The sequence below is a fragment of the Pseudomonas sp. GW823-FHT06B06 genome, assembly GCF_058795195.1.
In genome coordinates this window covers 38,084-52,956 of record NZ_JBXAHO010000043.1, presented here as the reverse complement: position 1 = coordinate 52,956, position 14,873 = coordinate 38,084, and the positions used below count along the sequence as shown (strand labels likewise).

The 14,873-nt window shown below is 61.2% G+C and carries 15 protein-coding genes; 6 read left to right on the top strand and 9 right to left on the bottom strand.

All coding sequences use genetic code 11. From position 1 onward, the window contains the following. From AC1Q8Q_RS27605 to AC1Q8Q_RS27590, 4 genes are all read right to left on the bottom strand, one after another. Positions 1-104 (bottom strand): hypothetical protein (locus tag AC1Q8Q_RS27605; protein ID WP_492615757.1); only part of this gene is annotated, 104 nt, incomplete at its 3' end. Positions 105-113: 9 nt separating this feature from the next. Next, positions 114-497, bottom strand: a complete 384-nt coding sequence (gene gcvH / locus AC1Q8Q_RS27600) for a glycine cleavage system protein GcvH (RefSeq protein WP_020796885.1) — start codon at positions 495-497, stop codon at positions 114-116. 347 nt (positions 498-844) lie between these two features. After that, positions 845-2,353: a transcriptional regulator GcsR gene (gcsR, locus tag AC1Q8Q_RS27595; protein ID WP_151142734.1), complete on the bottom strand. Its 1,509-nt coding sequence runs from the start codon at positions 2,351-2,353 to the stop codon at positions 845-847. A 69-nt stretch (positions 2,354-2,422) separates the two neighbouring features. Further along, entirely contained in the window at positions 2,423-3,337 is a 915-nt protein-coding gene (locus AC1Q8Q_RS27590; protein WP_020796887.1) for a LysR family transcriptional regulator, read from the bottom strand. Positions 3,338-3,489: 152 nt separating this feature from the next. Here AC1Q8Q_RS27590 and speB point away from each other — a divergent pair, with 152 nt between their 5' ends. The 5 genes from speB to AC1Q8Q_RS27565 all read left to right on the top strand — a co-directional run bounded on the left by speB (position 3,490) and on the right by AC1Q8Q_RS27565 (position 10,152). After that, positions 3,490-4,488, top strand: coding sequence for an agmatinase (gene speB, locus AC1Q8Q_RS27585; RefSeq protein WP_020796888.1), 999 nt, complete (start codon positions 3,490-3,492; stop codon positions 4,486-4,488). Between the two features lie 71 nt (positions 4,489-4,559). Then, positions 4,560-6,071: an aldehyde dehydrogenase family protein gene (locus AC1Q8Q_RS27580; RefSeq protein WP_492615756.1), complete on the top strand. Its 1,512-nt coding sequence runs from the start codon at positions 4,560-4,562 to the stop codon at positions 6,069-6,071. 182 nt (positions 6,072-6,253) lie between these two features. Then, positions 6,254-7,828, top strand: a complete 1,575-nt coding sequence (locus AC1Q8Q_RS27575) for a purine-cytosine permease family protein (RefSeq protein ID WP_020796890.1) — start codon at positions 6,254-6,256, stop codon at positions 7,826-7,828. Between the two features lie 17 nt (positions 7,829-7,845). Then, complete coding sequence (betA, locus tag AC1Q8Q_RS27570) at positions 7,846-9,534, top strand: choline dehydrogenase (protein ID WP_020796891.1); 1,689 nt, start codon at positions 7,846-7,848, stop codon at positions 9,532-9,534. Positions 9,535-9,693: 159 nt separating this feature from the next. Further along, positions 9,694-10,152 (top strand): GNAT family N-acetyltransferase, encoded by a 459-nt coding sequence (locus AC1Q8Q_RS27565; RefSeq protein ID WP_168758523.1) that lies wholly within the window; start codon positions 9,694-9,696, stop codon positions 10,150-10,152. Position 10,153: 1 nt separating this feature from the next. Here AC1Q8Q_RS27565 and AC1Q8Q_RS27560 read toward each other — a convergent pair whose 3' ends face one another. Both AC1Q8Q_RS27560 and AC1Q8Q_RS27555 read right to left on the bottom strand, forming a co-directional pair. Next, complete coding sequence (locus AC1Q8Q_RS27560; RefSeq protein ID WP_151144103.1) at positions 10,154-10,471, bottom strand: NIPSNAP family protein; 318 nt, start codon at positions 10,469-10,471, stop codon at positions 10,154-10,156. A 332-nt stretch (positions 10,472-10,803) separates the two neighbouring features. Further along, the gene (locus tag AC1Q8Q_RS27555; protein WP_492615755.1) at positions 10,804-11,709 is read right to left on the bottom strand and encodes a LysR family transcriptional regulator; all 906 of its coding nucleotides are present in this window, start codon (positions 11,707-11,709) and stop codon (positions 10,804-10,806) included. Positions 11,710-11,839: 130 nt separating this feature from the next. Between AC1Q8Q_RS27555 and AC1Q8Q_RS27550 the strand changes: the two genes are divergently transcribed. Further along, positions 11,840-12,670, top strand: coding sequence for an oxidoreductase (locus AC1Q8Q_RS27550; protein WP_083349367.1), 831 nt, complete (start codon positions 11,840-11,842; stop codon positions 12,668-12,670). 189 nt (positions 12,671-12,859) lie between these two features. Here the strand turns inward: AC1Q8Q_RS27550 and AC1Q8Q_RS27545 are convergent, their stop codons facing one another. From AC1Q8Q_RS27545 to AC1Q8Q_RS27535, 3 genes are all read right to left on the bottom strand, one after another. After that, positions 12,860-13,327 carry a hypothetical protein gene (locus tag AC1Q8Q_RS27545; protein WP_492615754.1) on the bottom strand — a complete coding sequence of 156 codons (468 nt, stop codon included), beginning with the start codon at positions 13,325-13,327 and terminating at the stop codon, positions 12,860-12,862. Between the two features lie 187 nt (positions 13,328-13,514). Next, complete coding sequence (locus AC1Q8Q_RS27540; RefSeq protein ID WP_492598798.1) at positions 13,515-13,916, bottom strand: cupin domain-containing protein; 402 nt, start codon at positions 13,914-13,916, stop codon at positions 13,515-13,517. A gap of 34 nt (positions 13,917-13,950) precedes the next feature. Continuing rightward, positions 13,951-14,700: an SDR family oxidoreductase gene (locus AC1Q8Q_RS27535; protein ID WP_492615753.1), complete on the bottom strand. Its 750-nt coding sequence runs from the start codon at positions 14,698-14,700 to the stop codon at positions 13,951-13,953. Positions 14,701-14,873 lie beyond the last annotated feature (173 nt).

Sequence of the window (14,873 nt, the reverse complement as noted above, 5' to 3'; positions counted from 1 at the left end):
AGGGAGTCGAAGCCGAGGGTGTTGAGCATGGCCTGCTCGTCACCGGCGCGGGGGCCGATGTGGCGGGCGATGAATTCGTCATGTGTGTCGAGGAGGGCGGTCATGGGCAGTCCTCAGGCGTCGATCTGGTCTTGGATCAGGCGGTCGTAGGCGGCCTGATCCAGCAGTTGGCCGAGCGCGGCAGCGTCAGCGGGCTGGAAACGGAAGAACCAGCCTTCGCCCAGCGGGTCTTCGTTGACCAGCTCCGGGTTGCTGTCCAGTTCCGAATTCACGTGCAGCACCTCACCGTCCAACGGCATGCCGATGCTGCTGGCGGCTTTCACCGATTCCACGACCGACACTTCGGCTCCGGCGTCGAAGCTGCCCAACTCAGGCACCTGAACGAATACCACATCCCCCAATGCCTGTTGGGCAAACGCCGTGATGCCAACGGTGACAGTGCCGTCAGCTTCGGTGCGCAGCCATTCGTGTTCGACGGTAAAACGCAATTCGCTCATATCAACTCCTCATTGTTCAGACTCATCCGCTGCAGGTGGCGGAGGCGATGGGCAGGCTCGGGTGTGGGTAGCGAGCTTGGCTGGAGGAGAGATAGCAAGGGTGGTGCCAAGGTTGATTAGTTGTTTTAAATCAATGGCTTAGTGATTTATTGGGCAAATTGATGCGCGGTTGCCGTATTGAAATCAAGACAGGCACGGGAAGGGAAGGGGCCGAAGTCCGGTGTAGACAGGTTGAGAAGGTTTTGTCTTGATTTCGATACGCTGTATCGATTTGCACACAGCATCAAAGTGGTACTCAGTCCCTGTGGGAGCGAGCAAGCCCGCTCCCACATTTGACCGAGGTGGTCTTACGACTTGTTGGGTATGCCGTACTTGCGCAACCGAATGGCAATCGCACTATGGGACGTTTGCAGGCGCGCCGCGAGTAGCCGGCTGGATGGATAACTTTGGTAAAGCTGCTCCAGCAAATTCCTTTCAAACCCCTCGACAGCCTCCTCAAGGCTGCCCACCTCGCCATCGTTCCGGCGCTCCACAGCGGTGCGCGCAATGTCCAGGTCGTCAATGTCCACCAACGGGTTCTCGCAGATCGCCGCCGCGCGAAAGATCACGTTTTGCAGTTGCCGCACATTACCCGGCCAGCGGTTTCCAAGCAGGGCGGGAAAGGTGCTGGGCGCCAGGCGACAGACCGGGCGCTGGATCTGCGCGCAAGCCTGCTGCATGAAGTGCTGGGCCATCAACAGGATGTCGTGGCCACGTTCGCGCAGTGGCGGCACCTGCAGGTTGAGGACATTGAGGCGGTAGAACAGGTCTTCGCGAAAGTGCCCTTCGGCGACCATTTTTTCCAGGTCGCGGTGGGTCGCGCTGAGGATCCGCACATTGACCTTGACCTCGCGATCGCCCCCGACCCGGCGGAAGCAGCCATCACTCAAAAAACGCAGCAGCTTGGCTTGCAGGTACGGCGACATCTCGCCGACTTCGTCGAGAAATACCGTGCCCTGGTCAGCCAGTTCCAGCAGCCCGAGCTTGCCACCCCGTTGTGCCCCGGTGAACGCTCCGGGGGCGTAGCCGAACAGCTCGCTTTCGGCCAGGCTCTCGGGCAGCGCCGCGCAATTGAGGGCCAGGAACGGCTTATCGCGGCGACCGCTGATTGCGTGACAGGCGCGGGCCACCAGTTCCTTGCCGGTGCCGGTTTCACCCTGGATCAACAGCGGTGCGTCGAGGGCCGCCACCCGTTGCGCGCGGGCCTTGAGCGAGCGGATCGGCGGCGACTCGCCGAGCAGCGCATCGAAACCTTCGGCGTGATCATGGTGTAGCGCCGAGAGGCGTTCACCAATGCGATTCGGCTGATAGAGGGTGAGCAGGGCGCCAGCGTCGGTAATCGGCATGGCGTCGAGCAGCAACGTGTGGCCACCAAGACTGACCTCGTGCATGGGCAGGCGGAAATGCTGGGCGATCAAGGTGCGTTGCAAATCGGCATCGTCGAACAGCGCGCTCAGAGATTCACCGGCCGGTTCGCGACCGCACAGGGCGATCAATGCCGGGTTGGCCAGCAGCACGTGCCCACGATCATCGACCGCCAGCACCGGGTCGGAACTGGCGGCCAGCAAGGCGTCCAGTTGCAGGCGCCGACGTTGCCCCGGAAGGATGTCGACCAGGGTCACCGCCTGCACACCGCGCACGCCGAACAGTGCCTCGCGCAACTCTTCCAGTACTTCGGCGCCGAGGGTCGGGGCGTCGATGTAGACGTTCGGCGGCACCATCTCCACGGCGTCCAGATTGAAGCTGCGCCCGCCGAGCAGGGCCAGCACTTCCTGGGTGATGCCGACGCGGTCGATGAAGGTGACGTGGATGCGCATGACAGGCCTGCAAGATGGGCGAACGAAAATCAGTATGCCGGGGCGAATTCGAGTTTGGCGAGCGTCACGTCATCCATTGGCCGTTTTGCGGGTGCTGGCCGCCAGGTCCTCGAGAAACGCCTGCAGGATCGGCGGCGGTGCCACACCGCGCCGGGTGATCACGTCGAACGGTGATTTCAGCCGCAGGCTCGCCGGGCCCAGTTGATGCATTTCGCCTGACTTGAGCCACTGGGCGGCGAAGTGCTCGGGCAGAAAACCCATGTAGGCGCCGGAGATGATCAGGATCGCCGAGGCTTCGATATTGTCCACGGTGGCCGCCGCCTTGCTCACGCCCAAGTGTTCCAGGTCGTATTGCTGCATGTAGCCGCGTACGACGATGCGACCCGCGCCGATTTCTTCGAGCAACTCGGCACCTTCGGCCGTGCTCCCATACAGCGGGTGCCGGCGCCCGCAATACAAGCCCAGCGCTTCCTGATACAGCGGCGATTGCAGCAGGCCCGGTACATGGATCGGAAAATGCCCGATGGCCAGGTGCAGGCGACCGTCGAGCACCCGTTCTTCCAGTTCTGCCGGAGTGCCGACGTACACGTTCAGGTGTACGTCATGCCCGCGCGACACGAAGCGCTGGGTGGTGCGCGGGATCGGCGAATCGGGGTCGGTGATGGTGGTGTCGATGATCCCCAGGTTGAGCTTGCCGCTGATGTGCTGCTTGAGTACGTCGGCGTCCATGCAGAAATTTTCCACTGCCGACAGCAGGCGCTGGGTGGCTTCATGGATCGCCACGCCTTGCTCGGTCAGGCGAAAGCCGCTGCGCCCGCGCTGGCAGAGCTTGACCCCAAGGCGGGTTTCCAAATGGGTCATCTGTTCGCTGATGGTCGACTGCCCGGCGTTCAACGCCGCCTGGGCGGCGGAGAAACCGCCGCAGCGGACAATCGTGGCAAATACCCTGAGCAGTTTCAGGTCGACATCGTGCAGTTGGATCATCGGGAACCTCCGGCATGGGGATGCATCGGGAATGCCGATATGAGTATCTGATGTTTAGCATTTTTTCCACGAAAACCTGCGCTCATAGTCTTTCCAACGGCGGTCGCCTTGCAGTTCCGCCAAGCCGATAACAAGAAGTGGAGAGGCTAGAAATGTCGAACAACGGTTATGAATCCGGTCGTCTGAACCTGCCATTCGTGGGTCATTGCACCTTTGGCAAATCCCCGGTGTGCACCGATTGGGATGCGCTGGATGCCGACGTCGCGGTGCTTGGCGTGCCCAACGACATGGGCACCCAGTGGCGCTCCGGCGCACGCTTCGGACCACGCGGGATTCGTGAAGCATCGACGCTGTTTTCCTTCGGCCACGCCGGGGCCTACGATCACGAAGATGACGTGATGTACCTCACCGCATCGGACGTGCGCATGGTCGACGTCGGTGATGCCGACATCGTCCACACCGACATGGCCACCAGTAACAAGAACACCGAATACGCGGTGCGCAAGATCCTCGATGCCGGTGTGATGCCGGTGGTGCTGGGCGGCGATCACTCGGTGCACGCACCGGTCATCAAGGCGTTCGAAGGGCGCGGCCCGATCCACATCATCCACTTCGATGCACACCTGGACTTCGTCGACGAGCGCCACGGCGTGCGTTACGGCCACGGCAACCCGCTGCGCCGCGCCTCGGAAATGAACCACATTGTCGGCATGACCCAGATGGGCATCCGCAACGTCTCGTCGTCCAACCGCGACGACTACGAAGCGGCTCACGAGGCCGGTTCGAAGATCCTCTCGGTGCGCGATGTGCGTCGCCTTGGCGTCGAAGGTGTACTGGCGCTGATCCCGCAGAACATCAACTACTACATCACCATCGACATCGACGGTTTCGACCCGTCCATCGCCCCCGGCACAGGCACCCCGAGCCACGGCGGCTTCCTCTACTACGAAGTGCTGGAAATCATCCAGGCCCTGGCCAAGCGCAGCAAAGGCAACATCGTTGGCATGGACCTGGTGGAGGTGGCACCGGTGTACGACCCGACCGGCATGACCTCGATCCTCGCTGCGCAGCTGCTGCTGAACAGCATCGGCTTCATCTTCCACGAGCGGGGCTTGGTGCGAGCCGCCGCCGAAAGCGAATCGCTGGCTTAAGAGCTGGCCAGCCTGAATATCGAAACCACGAAGACCCGGCAGGAACTGACTGCCGGGCAGAGAGAATAAAAATGGACACGATCGTCAAAAGTTACCTGCAGAAGTTTGGTGTCAGCGAAGCCACCCAGACCTTCCTTAGCAAAGCGCAGAAGATGTTCATAGGCGGTACCTGGGTCGACGCCAGCGACGGCCAGACGTCCGAAGTCATCGAGCCCTCGACCGAAGGCCTGATCACCCGCATTCCCATGGGCACCACTGAAGACCTGGACCGCGCCGTGCAAGCAGCCCGCGCGCAGTTCGATGGGGGTGAATGGAGCCAGGCAAAACCGGCGCAACGCGAACGCCTGATCCAGCGCCTGGCGGATTTGATCGAACAGAACGCCGACGAGCTGGCGCAAATCGAATCGATCGACATGGGCAAGTCGGTAGCCTTCGCCAAGGACGTCGATATCCAGGGCACCGTCGATACACTGCGCTATTTCGCCGGTTGGGCCACCAAGCTCCACGGGCGCACCGTCGAGCCTTCGCTGCCGGGTAATTACCTGGCCTATACACGCAAGGAAGCGGTAGGGGTGGTCGGCGCCATCGTGCCGTGGAACTTCCCGCTGCAAACCATGGCCTGGAAACTTGGCGCGGCGCTGGCCACCGGTTGCACCGTGGTGGTCAAGCCCGCTGAGCTGACCTCGCTGTCGGCCCTGCGTTTCGCGGAACTGGTGCAGGAAGCGGGCATTCCGGACGGCGTGATCAACATTGTCACTGGTCGCGGCAGCGTGGTCGGCGCGGCCATGACCACCCACCCCGGCATCGACAAATTGACCTTCACCGGTTCCACCCCGGTGGGCCTTACCGTTGGCCGCGCGGCGCTGGACGACATGAAGCGGCTGACCCTCGAACTCGGTGGAAAGTCGCCAGTCATCGTGTTTGCCGATGCCGACATTCCGGCCGCGGCACAAGCGGTCGCCAATGGCGTATTTTTCAACTCCGGGCAGGTATGCGATGCCGGTACGCGGGCTTATATTCATAGCAGCGTCCATGACGAATTCCTGCGTGAGCTGATCGCCTATACACGCACCCTGAAAATGGCCCCGGGCCTGGACCCGGACTGCTTCATCGGCCCACTGGTGTCGGCCCTGCAAAAGCAGCGCGTTACCGAGTACATCGAGACCGGCAAGGCCGAAGGCGCCGAACTGGTGTACGGCGGCCAACCTGTCGATGGTCCGGGGTTCTTCGTCGAGCCGACCATCTTCGCCAACTGCCGAAACGACATGCGCATCGTCCAGGAAGAAATCTTCGGTCCGGTGCTGGTGACAGCAAAGTTCGATGATGATGAAGAGGCCCTGGCCCTGGCCAATGACTCAGCTTTTGGCTTGGCGGCTGCCCTGTACTCCAACGACCTGGGCAAGGTGCATCGCCTGATACCACGCCTCAAGGCCGGCTCGGTCTACGTCAACGCCCACGGCACCCTCGACCCGTCGATGCCGTTCGGTGGCTACAAGCAGTCCGGGTTCGGCAAGGACCTGGGCGCCGAGCAGCTCGATTACTTGCTCGAAACCAAGGCGGTGTGGATCACCTTGCCTGGCTGACGCCAGCCCCCTGTAGGAGCGAGCATGCTCGCGATGGTCGCCAACGATAACGCTGGCAACCTGACACCCCGTGGTGTTCCTGGGCTCATCGCGAGCAGGCTCGCTCCTACAGGTCAATCGGCACGGACGCGCGAAAAGAACGCGGTTATCTCGTCATGATCTTCCAACAATAAGAGTCCATCATGAACACTAACGCCAAGTCCGCCACGAGTGTGTCTTCCCTCGACGACAAATCCGTTGTCGAGGGGCATTCGATTGACTTCATCCCCGAGAACGAGCGCACCGACAAACTGTCGAGCCAGGGCCCGTTCTGGTTCCTCGGCAATTTCACCTTCTTCACCATGACCATCGGCTTCGTCGGCCCAAGCGTCGGCCTGACCGCGCTCTGGACCACACTCGCCGGCACCCTGGGCATCATGTTTGGCACGCTGTTCATGGCGTTTCACGGTTCGCAAGGCCCGCACCTCGGCTTGCCACAGATGATCCAGTCCCGCGCGCAGTTCGGTTACCGTGGGGTGATCCTGGTGCTGCTGGCGACGCTGTTCGTGTTCGCCGGGTTCAACATCGTCAACCTGGTGCTGATGATGCAGGGCCTGCACACGCTGTTCGGTTTCAGCCCCGCGGTGATCGCGGTGGCGGTGACCCTCCCGGCGGCGGTGTTGGCGATCCTCGGCCATGACTGGATGCACCGCAGCTTCAAATGGGCGTTGTGCCTGTCGCTGCCGCTGTACGGCCTGGTGACCCTGGCGGTGTTGATGGGCTGGGTACCGGACGCCGTGTTGCCGGCGCTGGCCGAGGGCGAAGCGGCCCCCGCACCGCTGGGCTTCAACTGGACCGGTTTCATCGCGCAGTTCGCGGCCGCGGCGAGTTACAACATCGCCTATGCCCCCTACGTGTCGGACTACTCGCGTTACCTGCCAAAGAACACCTCCAGCGGCAAGCTGATCGCCGTGGTGTTTCTCGGCGCTTCGTTGTCCGGAGCGTGGATGATTTCCGTCGGTGGCTGGCTGGCCGATCACCTGCACTCCACGGATGTGCTGGTGGCCCTGGGTCAAGTCGGCAACACCGTGTCGCCACTGATGGGCACCGCGGTCGTGGTGGTGACCATCCTGGCGTTCCTGCCGGTGATCGCGATGAACATCTACAGCGCCAAGCTGACTACCCTGACCTGTGTCGATTCGATCAGGCACATCGAGCCGACCCGCAAGGCGCGGATCCTCGCCATCGCGTTCGTGATCCTGCTGCAACTGGGCGTGGCCCTGAGCATCCAGAGTTCCGGCAAAGGCCTGTCGGTGCTCGGCATCTACCTGGTGGTGATGCTGTACTTCCTGGTGCCCTGGACCTCGGTCAACCTCACGGACTATTTCTTCGTGCGCAAGGGCCGCTACGCCATCCCGCACTTCTTCATGCCCCACGGCAACATCTACGGCAACTGGGGCCTGCGTGGCATCGCCGCCTATGCCATCGGCTTTATCTCGATGATTCCGTTCTTCTACATCTACGACGGCGTCGAGCAACGCGAAGTGTATGTCGGCCCGCTGGCCAAGGCCCTGGGCAGCATCGACATCGCCTGGCTGGTGGGGCTGATCGTCTCGGGCCTGGCGTACTACTGGCTGAGCCGTTCGATCGACCTTGCGCGCGAAGAGGCCGTTATCCAGCAGGTCGAAATAACCTCCCCGCAATACACCACTGGCGACACGCTGACCCATAAACAGCAACCACGGCCGGTATTCACTCAAACGACGGTCGGGAGATAGCCATGACCACGCAAAGAATGACCACGCAAAAATACGACTACATCATCATTGGCGCAGGCTCGGCAGGTTGTGTGTTGGCCAACCGCCTGAGCGAAGACCCGGCCACCTCGGTGCTGGTCCTGGAATTCGGCGGCAGCGACAAGAGCGTGGTGATCCAGATGCCCAGTGCGTTCTCGATCCCGATGAACACCAAGAAGTACAACTGGCGCTACGAAACCGAGCCGGAAACCTACCTCAACGGCCGGCGCATTCATTGCCCGCGGGGCAAGGTGCTGGGTGGTTCGTCGTCGATCAATGGCCTGGTGTACATTCGCGGCCACGCCCTGGATTTCGACGAATGGGAATCCCTCGGCGCCCAGGGCTGGGGCTACAAGAATTGCCTGCCGTACTTCAAGCGCGCCGAAAGCTACGAGTCCGGTGGCGACAGCTATCGCGGGCAGACCGGACCACTGCACACCACCAACGGCAATCACATGAAAAATCCGTTGTACGGGGCCTGGGTCGAAGCCGGCGCGGAGGCGGGCTACATCAAGACCGAAGATTGCAACGGCTACATGCAGGAAGGTTTCGGTGCGATGCACATGACCGTGAAAAATGGCGTGCGCTGCTCCACGGCCAACGCCTACTTGCGTCCGGCCATGGGCCGTCCGAACCTGACGGTGATTACCCATGCGATGACGCGCCAGGTCATCCTCGAAGGCAAGCGTGCAGTCGGGGTGATGTATGACCACGGGGGTCAGACCCACCAGGTTTATTGCAACCGCGAAGTCCTGATCTCGTCCGGGCCGATTGGTTCGCCGCACCTGCTGCAACGCTCCGGCATCGGCCCGGCCGAGGTCCTGCGCAAGGCCGGGATCGGCGTGCGCCATGACCTGCCGGGCGTAGGGGAGAACCTGCAGGATCACGCCGAGGTGTACATCCAGTTCGGCTGCAAGGAACCGGTGACGCTCAACAGCAAGATGGACCCGCTGAGCAAATTGATGATCGGTTTGCGCTGGCTGCTGTTCAAGGACGGCCTGGGCGCCACCAACCACTTCGAGGCCGGTGGTTTCATTCGCTCCGAGAAGGGCCTGCGCTGGCCGGACATCCAGTTCCACTTCCTGCCGGCAGCGATGCGCTACGACGGCAACAAGCCGATCAAGGGCCACGGTTTCATGGTGCTCACAGGGCCAAACAAACCGAAAAGCCGTGGCTATGTGCGCGTGCGGTCGGCCGATCCGTACGAACACCCGGAGATTCGCTTCAACTACCTGGAGCGCGAAGAGGACCGCGAAGGCTTCCGCCGCTGCATCCGCCTGACCCGGGAGATCATCGGCCAGAAAGCCATGGACCGTTTCCGCGACGGCGAAATCGCCCCCGGAGCGCTGGTGACCAGCGATGAAGACCTTGATGCCTTTGTTCGTGACAACCTCGAAAGCACTTACCACCCCTGTGGCTCGTGCCGCATGGGCGAGGACGACATGGCGGTGGTGGATTCCGAGCTGCGGGTGCATGGCATCAAGGGCTTGCGGGTCATCGACTCTTCGGTGTTCCCGACCGAACCGAACGGCAACCTCAATGCGCCGACCATCATGCTCGCCGAACGGGCTTCGGACCTGGTTCGCGGGGTAAAGATGTTGCCAGCGTCGGATGTGCCAGTGGGGCTGGTAGAGAATTGGGAAAACAGCCAGCGCACGACCTTGCCAGGACGTAACGTGCGCGTTTAAGCAAATCCTGTGTGGGAGCGAGCCTGCTCGCGAAAGCGATGGACCAGTCAACATCAATGTTGAATGTCATGGCCCCTTCGCGAGCAGGCTCGCTCCCACAGGAAAAATTCGATTGCCATTGCTAGGCTCAAACTCCCAAGACCGCAATGGAGCACCCTCATGGCTATCCTGGCCCTTCGCGCCGACGCCTCCCACATCGACACGATCGCGCCGTTATTCGACGCTTATCGTGGCTTCTACGGCCAGCCGTCGAACCTGCCCCAGTCCCGCGACTTCATCGCCGAACGCATTGCCCGCGACGAGTCGGTGATCTTCTTCGCCGAGGACACCGTCGGCCAGGCGCTGGGTTTCGTGCAGATGTTCCCAACCTTTTCCTCCATCGACGCGCACCGCACCTGGCTGCTCGGCGACCTGTTCACCACGCCCGCCGCCCGGGGCAAAGGCGTTGGTACGCTGCTGATGAATACCGCCCGCGACTTTGCGCGGTTGATGGGAGCCAAGGGCATGACCCTGGAAACCGCCACCGACAACTGCAGTGCCCAGCGCCTGTATGAGTCACTGGGCTATGTGCGCGATCCGGGCTACTTCACCTATTGCCTGGACCTGCGCCAAGACTGAATCAGCGATCCCGGTCGCCGAACACCGGCCGCAGAAAGCTCCGCTCATAGTTGAGGATGAACTTTTTATCTTCGGCGAGTTTGAAGGCGGCAATGCACTCTGGGTCGCTCATCGATTGTTGGCGGTAACTTTCGTAGGCCGCCAGGCTTGGAAAGGTGAACATCGCCATGGCGATGTTGTTGGCGCCTTCGGATGGCAGGAAATAGCCGTGATGCTGGCCACCGAATTTTTCTACCAGGGGGATCCACAATTTTCCGTAATGCTCGAAGGCCTCGAGCTGGTAGGGGTCGATAACGTATTTCAGGTAGCAGGTGATCATCGGTGCTCTCTTGGGGTAAAAATTTTCAGCAGATTGTACGACCCGCGCCGTCAGCGGCGGCACGTCTTCGCCTGTTTCACAGCCATCGCGCTTGAGCCATTCGGCCGGGGGCAAACCCACCACATTGAGGAAGGTTCGGGAAAACGAGGCTTGCGAACTGTAGCAGACCGCCCCGGTGGTTGAGGCCGGCTGCACCCGATTTATTGTAGGAGCGAGCATGTTCCGGGCCGTGTTCCGACGATGGTCGTCAACGATGATGCGGGGAGCCTGGCACCCCGCGGTGCCCTCAGGTTTTTCGCGAGCATGCTCGCTCCTACAGGTTCCAAAAAAACCTATCGTGGAGCGACCTCCCGTGCCGCTCGCGCAAATTCGATGAAAGCCTTGAGCGTTGCCGGCACATGCCGTCGGCTTGGGTAGTACAGATGCAGGCCGGGGTAGTAGGGACACCAGTCGCCCAGCACCTGGATCAAGCTGCCGTCCGCAATCTGCGCCTTGACCATGTCTTCGAAGATGTAGGCCACGCCGACGCCTTGCAACGCCGGGCCGACCATCAGGCTGACGTCGCCCAGGGTCAGCGGGCCGTCTATCTCGATTTCCTGGGCGATTGCACCCCGTTCGAACTCCCAGCGATACATAGCGCCACTGGGGAAACGATGGCGGATGCACGGCAGGCCATGCAAATCCTCGGGTTTTTGCGGAATGGGATGTTTACGGAAAAAATCCGCTGAACCCACGACCACGGAACGCATGAAGCTGCCAATCGGCAGGGAGACCATGTCCGCCTCCAACCGAGCGCCGAAGCGTACGCCGGCGTCAAAACCCTGCGCCACCACATCGACCAGCGCGTCGTCTGTCACGATCTCCAGTTTGACGTCCGGATAGGCTTCGAGGAACTTGCTGGCCAGTGGCAGCAACACCAGTTCGGCGGCCTGGCGACCCGCGGTGATTCTCAGGTTGCCCGAGGGTTTTTCGCGATAATGGTTCAGGTCTTCCAGGGCATCGTCGATATCACGAAAGGCCGGTTTGAGTCGGGCAAAGAGACGCTCGCCGGCTTCGGTCAGGCCGACGCTGCGGGTGGTGCGATTGAACAGCCTGACACCGAGTCGGTTCTCCAGGGTGCGCACCGCATGGCTCAAAGCAGAAGGGGTCAGCCCCAGTTCGACCGCTGCGCGGCTGAAGTTCAGGTGATTGGCCACGCACAGGAAGGTCGAGAGGTCAGCGGCCGAAGGCGCTTTCATATGTGAATACCTTTCACAAAGTCATGCAATATTGCTGGGATTATCACATCAGTAAGGCAGTTTTAAAGTAGCGTCAACTCATCAAGAAGGCCCGGCAATAACGCTCGGGTCGCTGAGAGGAGGAGTTGAAATGCGTACTTGGTTCATTACTGGGGCTTCCCGTGGTTTTGGTACTCTCATCGCAGAACGTGCTCTGCGTGCCGGCGACGCGGTGATTGCCACGGCCCGTAAGCCCGAAGAAATAGCTGCCAGGCTCGGCGATCATCCCAACCTGTTGGCCGTGCGCCTGGACGTGACCCGCGAGGAGCAAGCGCATCAGGCCGTCGCAGAAGGCATCAAGCGTTTCGGCCGCATCGATGTGCTGATCAACAATGCCGGGTTCGGCGTGCTGGGCGCGGTGGAAGAAACCAGCGCCAGCGAGACCGAGCGTCTGTTCGCCACCAACGTCTTCGGCGTGCTCAACGTGACCCGGGCGGTACTGCCGCACATGCGTCGCCAGCGCAGCGGACATGTGATCAACATTTCTTCCATCGGCGGCTACCACGCCTACATGGGCTGGGGTGTCTACGGTTCCACCAAGTTTGCGGTAGAAGGTATTACCGAAGCGCTACACCAGGAACTGGCGCCGCTAGGGATACATGCCACGGTGGTCGAGCCGGGCTTCTTCCGCACCGACTTCCTCGACGAGCAATCGCTGGTGAAGACCGCGCTGGAACTGTCGGACTACGATGAAACCGTCGGCGCCATGCGCAAGCATGCCGAAGCCGCCAACCATGCCCAGCCGGGCGATCCGGTGAAGTTCGCCGACGCCATGCTGGCCCTGGTCAATGCACCGAAGCCGCCACAACGGCTGGCACTGGGCAGCGATACCATCGCGCGCATCGAAGCGAAAAACCGCTTTGTCGCCCAGGAATTGGCGCAATGGAACGAGCTGGCACTGTCCACCGATTTCAAGGACTGACTACACGCGCAACAAAAAATCCGGACCCATTCACAGGACTCCGGATTTTTTTGTGCATGAGATTTACCCTTGTAGGAGCGAGCATGCTCGCGAGAAACCCACGGGCGCCGCTGGGCATCTGGTTCTACGCGTTATCGTTCACGACCATCGTCGGAACGCCGCCCGGAACATGCTCGCTCCTACAGGAGATCAGCGGCATTCCATGCAGAAATAGGGCATGACGTCGGAGCTGGCATCGTAGCCATTGCTGCCATCGGCGTAATGATTGTGCCGCAGGCGGTCGGAGCCACCTTCTGCCACCCTTGTCCCGCGCATCGAGTTGTATCCGCCTGCGGCAACGTTGTTTTGCTTCAGTCGATCGGAACCGTCCGATGCCAGTTGCCGCTCGCGCAGGCGATCGGCACCGCCCTCGGCCAGTTGCCGTTCTCTCAAACGATCAGCCCCACCTTCGGCGACCTGATTCTGCTTGAGACGCTGCGCACCATCGGCAGCCAGTTGTGGTTCCTTGGTGCGGTCTGCACCCTCCTCGGCAGCGTTGTGCACGGCCGTGTGGGCGCCGGACGTTCCGGCTCCCGCTTCGGCGGCCTGTGCGTTGGCCGCGAGCAAACCGAGGGCCGAAAAGAGGGCAAGTCCTACTGCAAGGCGGGGGGTGTTCATCATGTTCACCTAATAAGTCTCGGGGATTGTTCAAGCAACAAGTGGGCAGGCATGAATGCCGGCTATTGCAGCCCGGACATTCGATGCCTGCATCTTAATTGCCTGAAAAATCCCGTCACTTATGCATAGGTTGTCAAGATCAACATCCAGGTATTAGCCACTCATACGCGAGTATGCCGGGCGATGATCAATCGGCAGGCAACACCGGCGGCTTACCCTGGTCCTTCAATAGAAAGACGACAAACTTCGCCGGCTTGTCGTTGCTGGCATTGCGGCCCACCGTGTGTATGTCGTTGGGTCCTTCATGGAAGCTTTGTCCGGGCTTCAACGTGACTTCCTTGCCACCCTTGACCCCCATGACGATCGAGCCTTCGAGCACATAGATGAAGCCGTGGGCGTCGTGTCGATGAACCGGGTCGGCACCGCCCGGCGGGTATTCGACGGTGAGCATCAGCACTTCCTTGCCGGGGTAATCGGGCAGCGCCGTGACCGACACTTCCTTGACATCCGGGTGCGGCGCGTCGGCGGCCAGGACCCGGGCTGGCAGAGTGGACAGTGCAAGCAGGGCGAGGAGAACGTGGGTTCGCATGGGACTCTCCTGAATGTGTACGCGGTTTGCCTTATTAGACGCCAGCGCTCTTGAGCCATTGATCGAAGTGAATCTTGCCGAGGATGGGATTGGCGCCAGGGGTCAGTGACTGGTCGTTGATGATCGCGCCGTAATATCCGGCGTTGTCGTCGGTAATCACTTCACGCTGATCCTTGGTGTGTTGCAGGTAGGTTTTTGCGAACGACACCAGAGGTTGTTTGTCAGGGCCAGCCACTTCCTCGATTTTGCCGGTGGGCGCCGCCACGGCAATTTTGGCCAGTGCCGCGGCGACATCGGCCGAGGCGATCGGCTGCAGGGCGGCCGATGTCAGGCGAATGGTGTCGCCTTGTGCGCCTGATTGTGCAATGGCGCCGATGAACTCGAAGAACTGCGTAGCGCGCAGGATCGAGTAAGGCACACCGGCTTTCTTGATGATCTCTTCCTGGGCCATCTTGGCGCGAAAGTAGCCGCTTTCGAGCATCCGTTCCGTGCCCACTACCGAAAGCGCGACGTGATGCTTGACCCCGGCGGCCTCCTCGGCGGCGGCAAGGTTGCGCCCGGATTTTTCGAAGAATTCCAGCACGGCGGCATCTTCGAACGAAGGTGAATTGGCGACGTCAACCACCACGTCAGCGCCCTGCAGGGCTGCCTGCAAGCCTTCTCCGGTGACGGCGTTGACGCCGGTACTCGGCGTGGCGGGCACCACATCATGTCCGCCTTCGCGCAGGAGTTTGCACAGTTGTGTTCCAATTAAGCCGGTACCGCCGATGACGACAATTTTCATGGTTGAGCCTCCGTCTGTTGGAGTGGCGTGCCACGCACGTCGTGAATAGCTAGTCTAGGCGGGCGAACGCGGGGCGTGGGTTGGCGGGATGGACGGCAGGCCTTGGCCTCGCGCGTCTGAAAAGCTTCGGTTCAGGGCCTTGGTCGTGCTCAAATGGCAGCCATTTTTTCGCT

Bases quoted from the DNA above. Each gene is read 5' to 3' on its own strand.
- gcvH (WP_020796885.1), bottom strand. From the start codon at position 497: ATGAGCGAATTGCGTTTTACCGTCGAACACGAATGGCTGCGCACCGAA.
- gcsR (WP_151142734.1), bottom strand. From the start codon at position 2,353: ATGCGCATCCACGTCACCTTCATCGACCGCGTCGGCATCACCCAGGAA.
- AC1Q8Q_RS27590 (WP_020796887.1), bottom strand. From the start codon at position 3,337: ATGATCCAACTGCACGATGTCGACCTGAAACTGCTCAGGGTATTTGCC.
- speB (WP_020796888.1), top strand. From the start codon at position 3,490: ATGTCGAACAACGGTTATGAATCCGGTCGTCTGAACCTGCCATTCGTG.
- AC1Q8Q_RS27580 (WP_492615756.1), top strand. From the start codon at position 4,560: ATGGACACGATCGTCAAAAGTTACCTGCAGAAGTTTGGTGTCAGCGAA.
- AC1Q8Q_RS27575 (WP_020796890.1), top strand. From the start codon at position 6,254: ATGAACACTAACGCCAAGTCCGCCACGAGTGTGTCTTCCCTCGACGAC.
- betA (WP_020796891.1), top strand. From the start codon at position 7,846: ATGACCACGCAAAAATACGACTACATCATCATTGGCGCAGGCTCGGCA.
- AC1Q8Q_RS27565 (WP_168758523.1), top strand. From the start codon at position 9,694: ATGGCTATCCTGGCCCTTCGCGCCGACGCCTCCCACATCGACACGATC.
- AC1Q8Q_RS27560 (WP_151144103.1), bottom strand. From the start codon at position 10,471: ATGATCACCTGCTACCTGAAATACGTTATCGACCCCTACCAGCTCGAG.
- AC1Q8Q_RS27555 (WP_492615755.1), bottom strand. From the start codon at position 11,709: ATGAAAGCGCCTTCGGCCGCTGACCTCTCGACCTTCCTGTGCGTGGCC.
- AC1Q8Q_RS27550 (WP_083349367.1), top strand. From the start codon at position 11,840: ATGCGTACTTGGTTCATTACTGGGGCTTCCCGTGGTTTTGGTACTCTC.
- AC1Q8Q_RS27545 (WP_492615754.1), bottom strand. From the start codon at position 13,327: ATGAACACCCCCCGCCTTGCAGTAGGACTTGCCCTCTTTTCGGCCCTC.
- AC1Q8Q_RS27540 (WP_492598798.1), bottom strand. From the start codon at position 13,916: ATGCGAACCCACGTTCTCCTCGCCCTGCTTGCACTGTCCACTCTGCCA.
- AC1Q8Q_RS27535 (WP_492615753.1), bottom strand. From the start codon at position 14,700: ATGAAAATTGTCGTCATCGGCGGTACCGGCTTAATTGGAACACAACTG.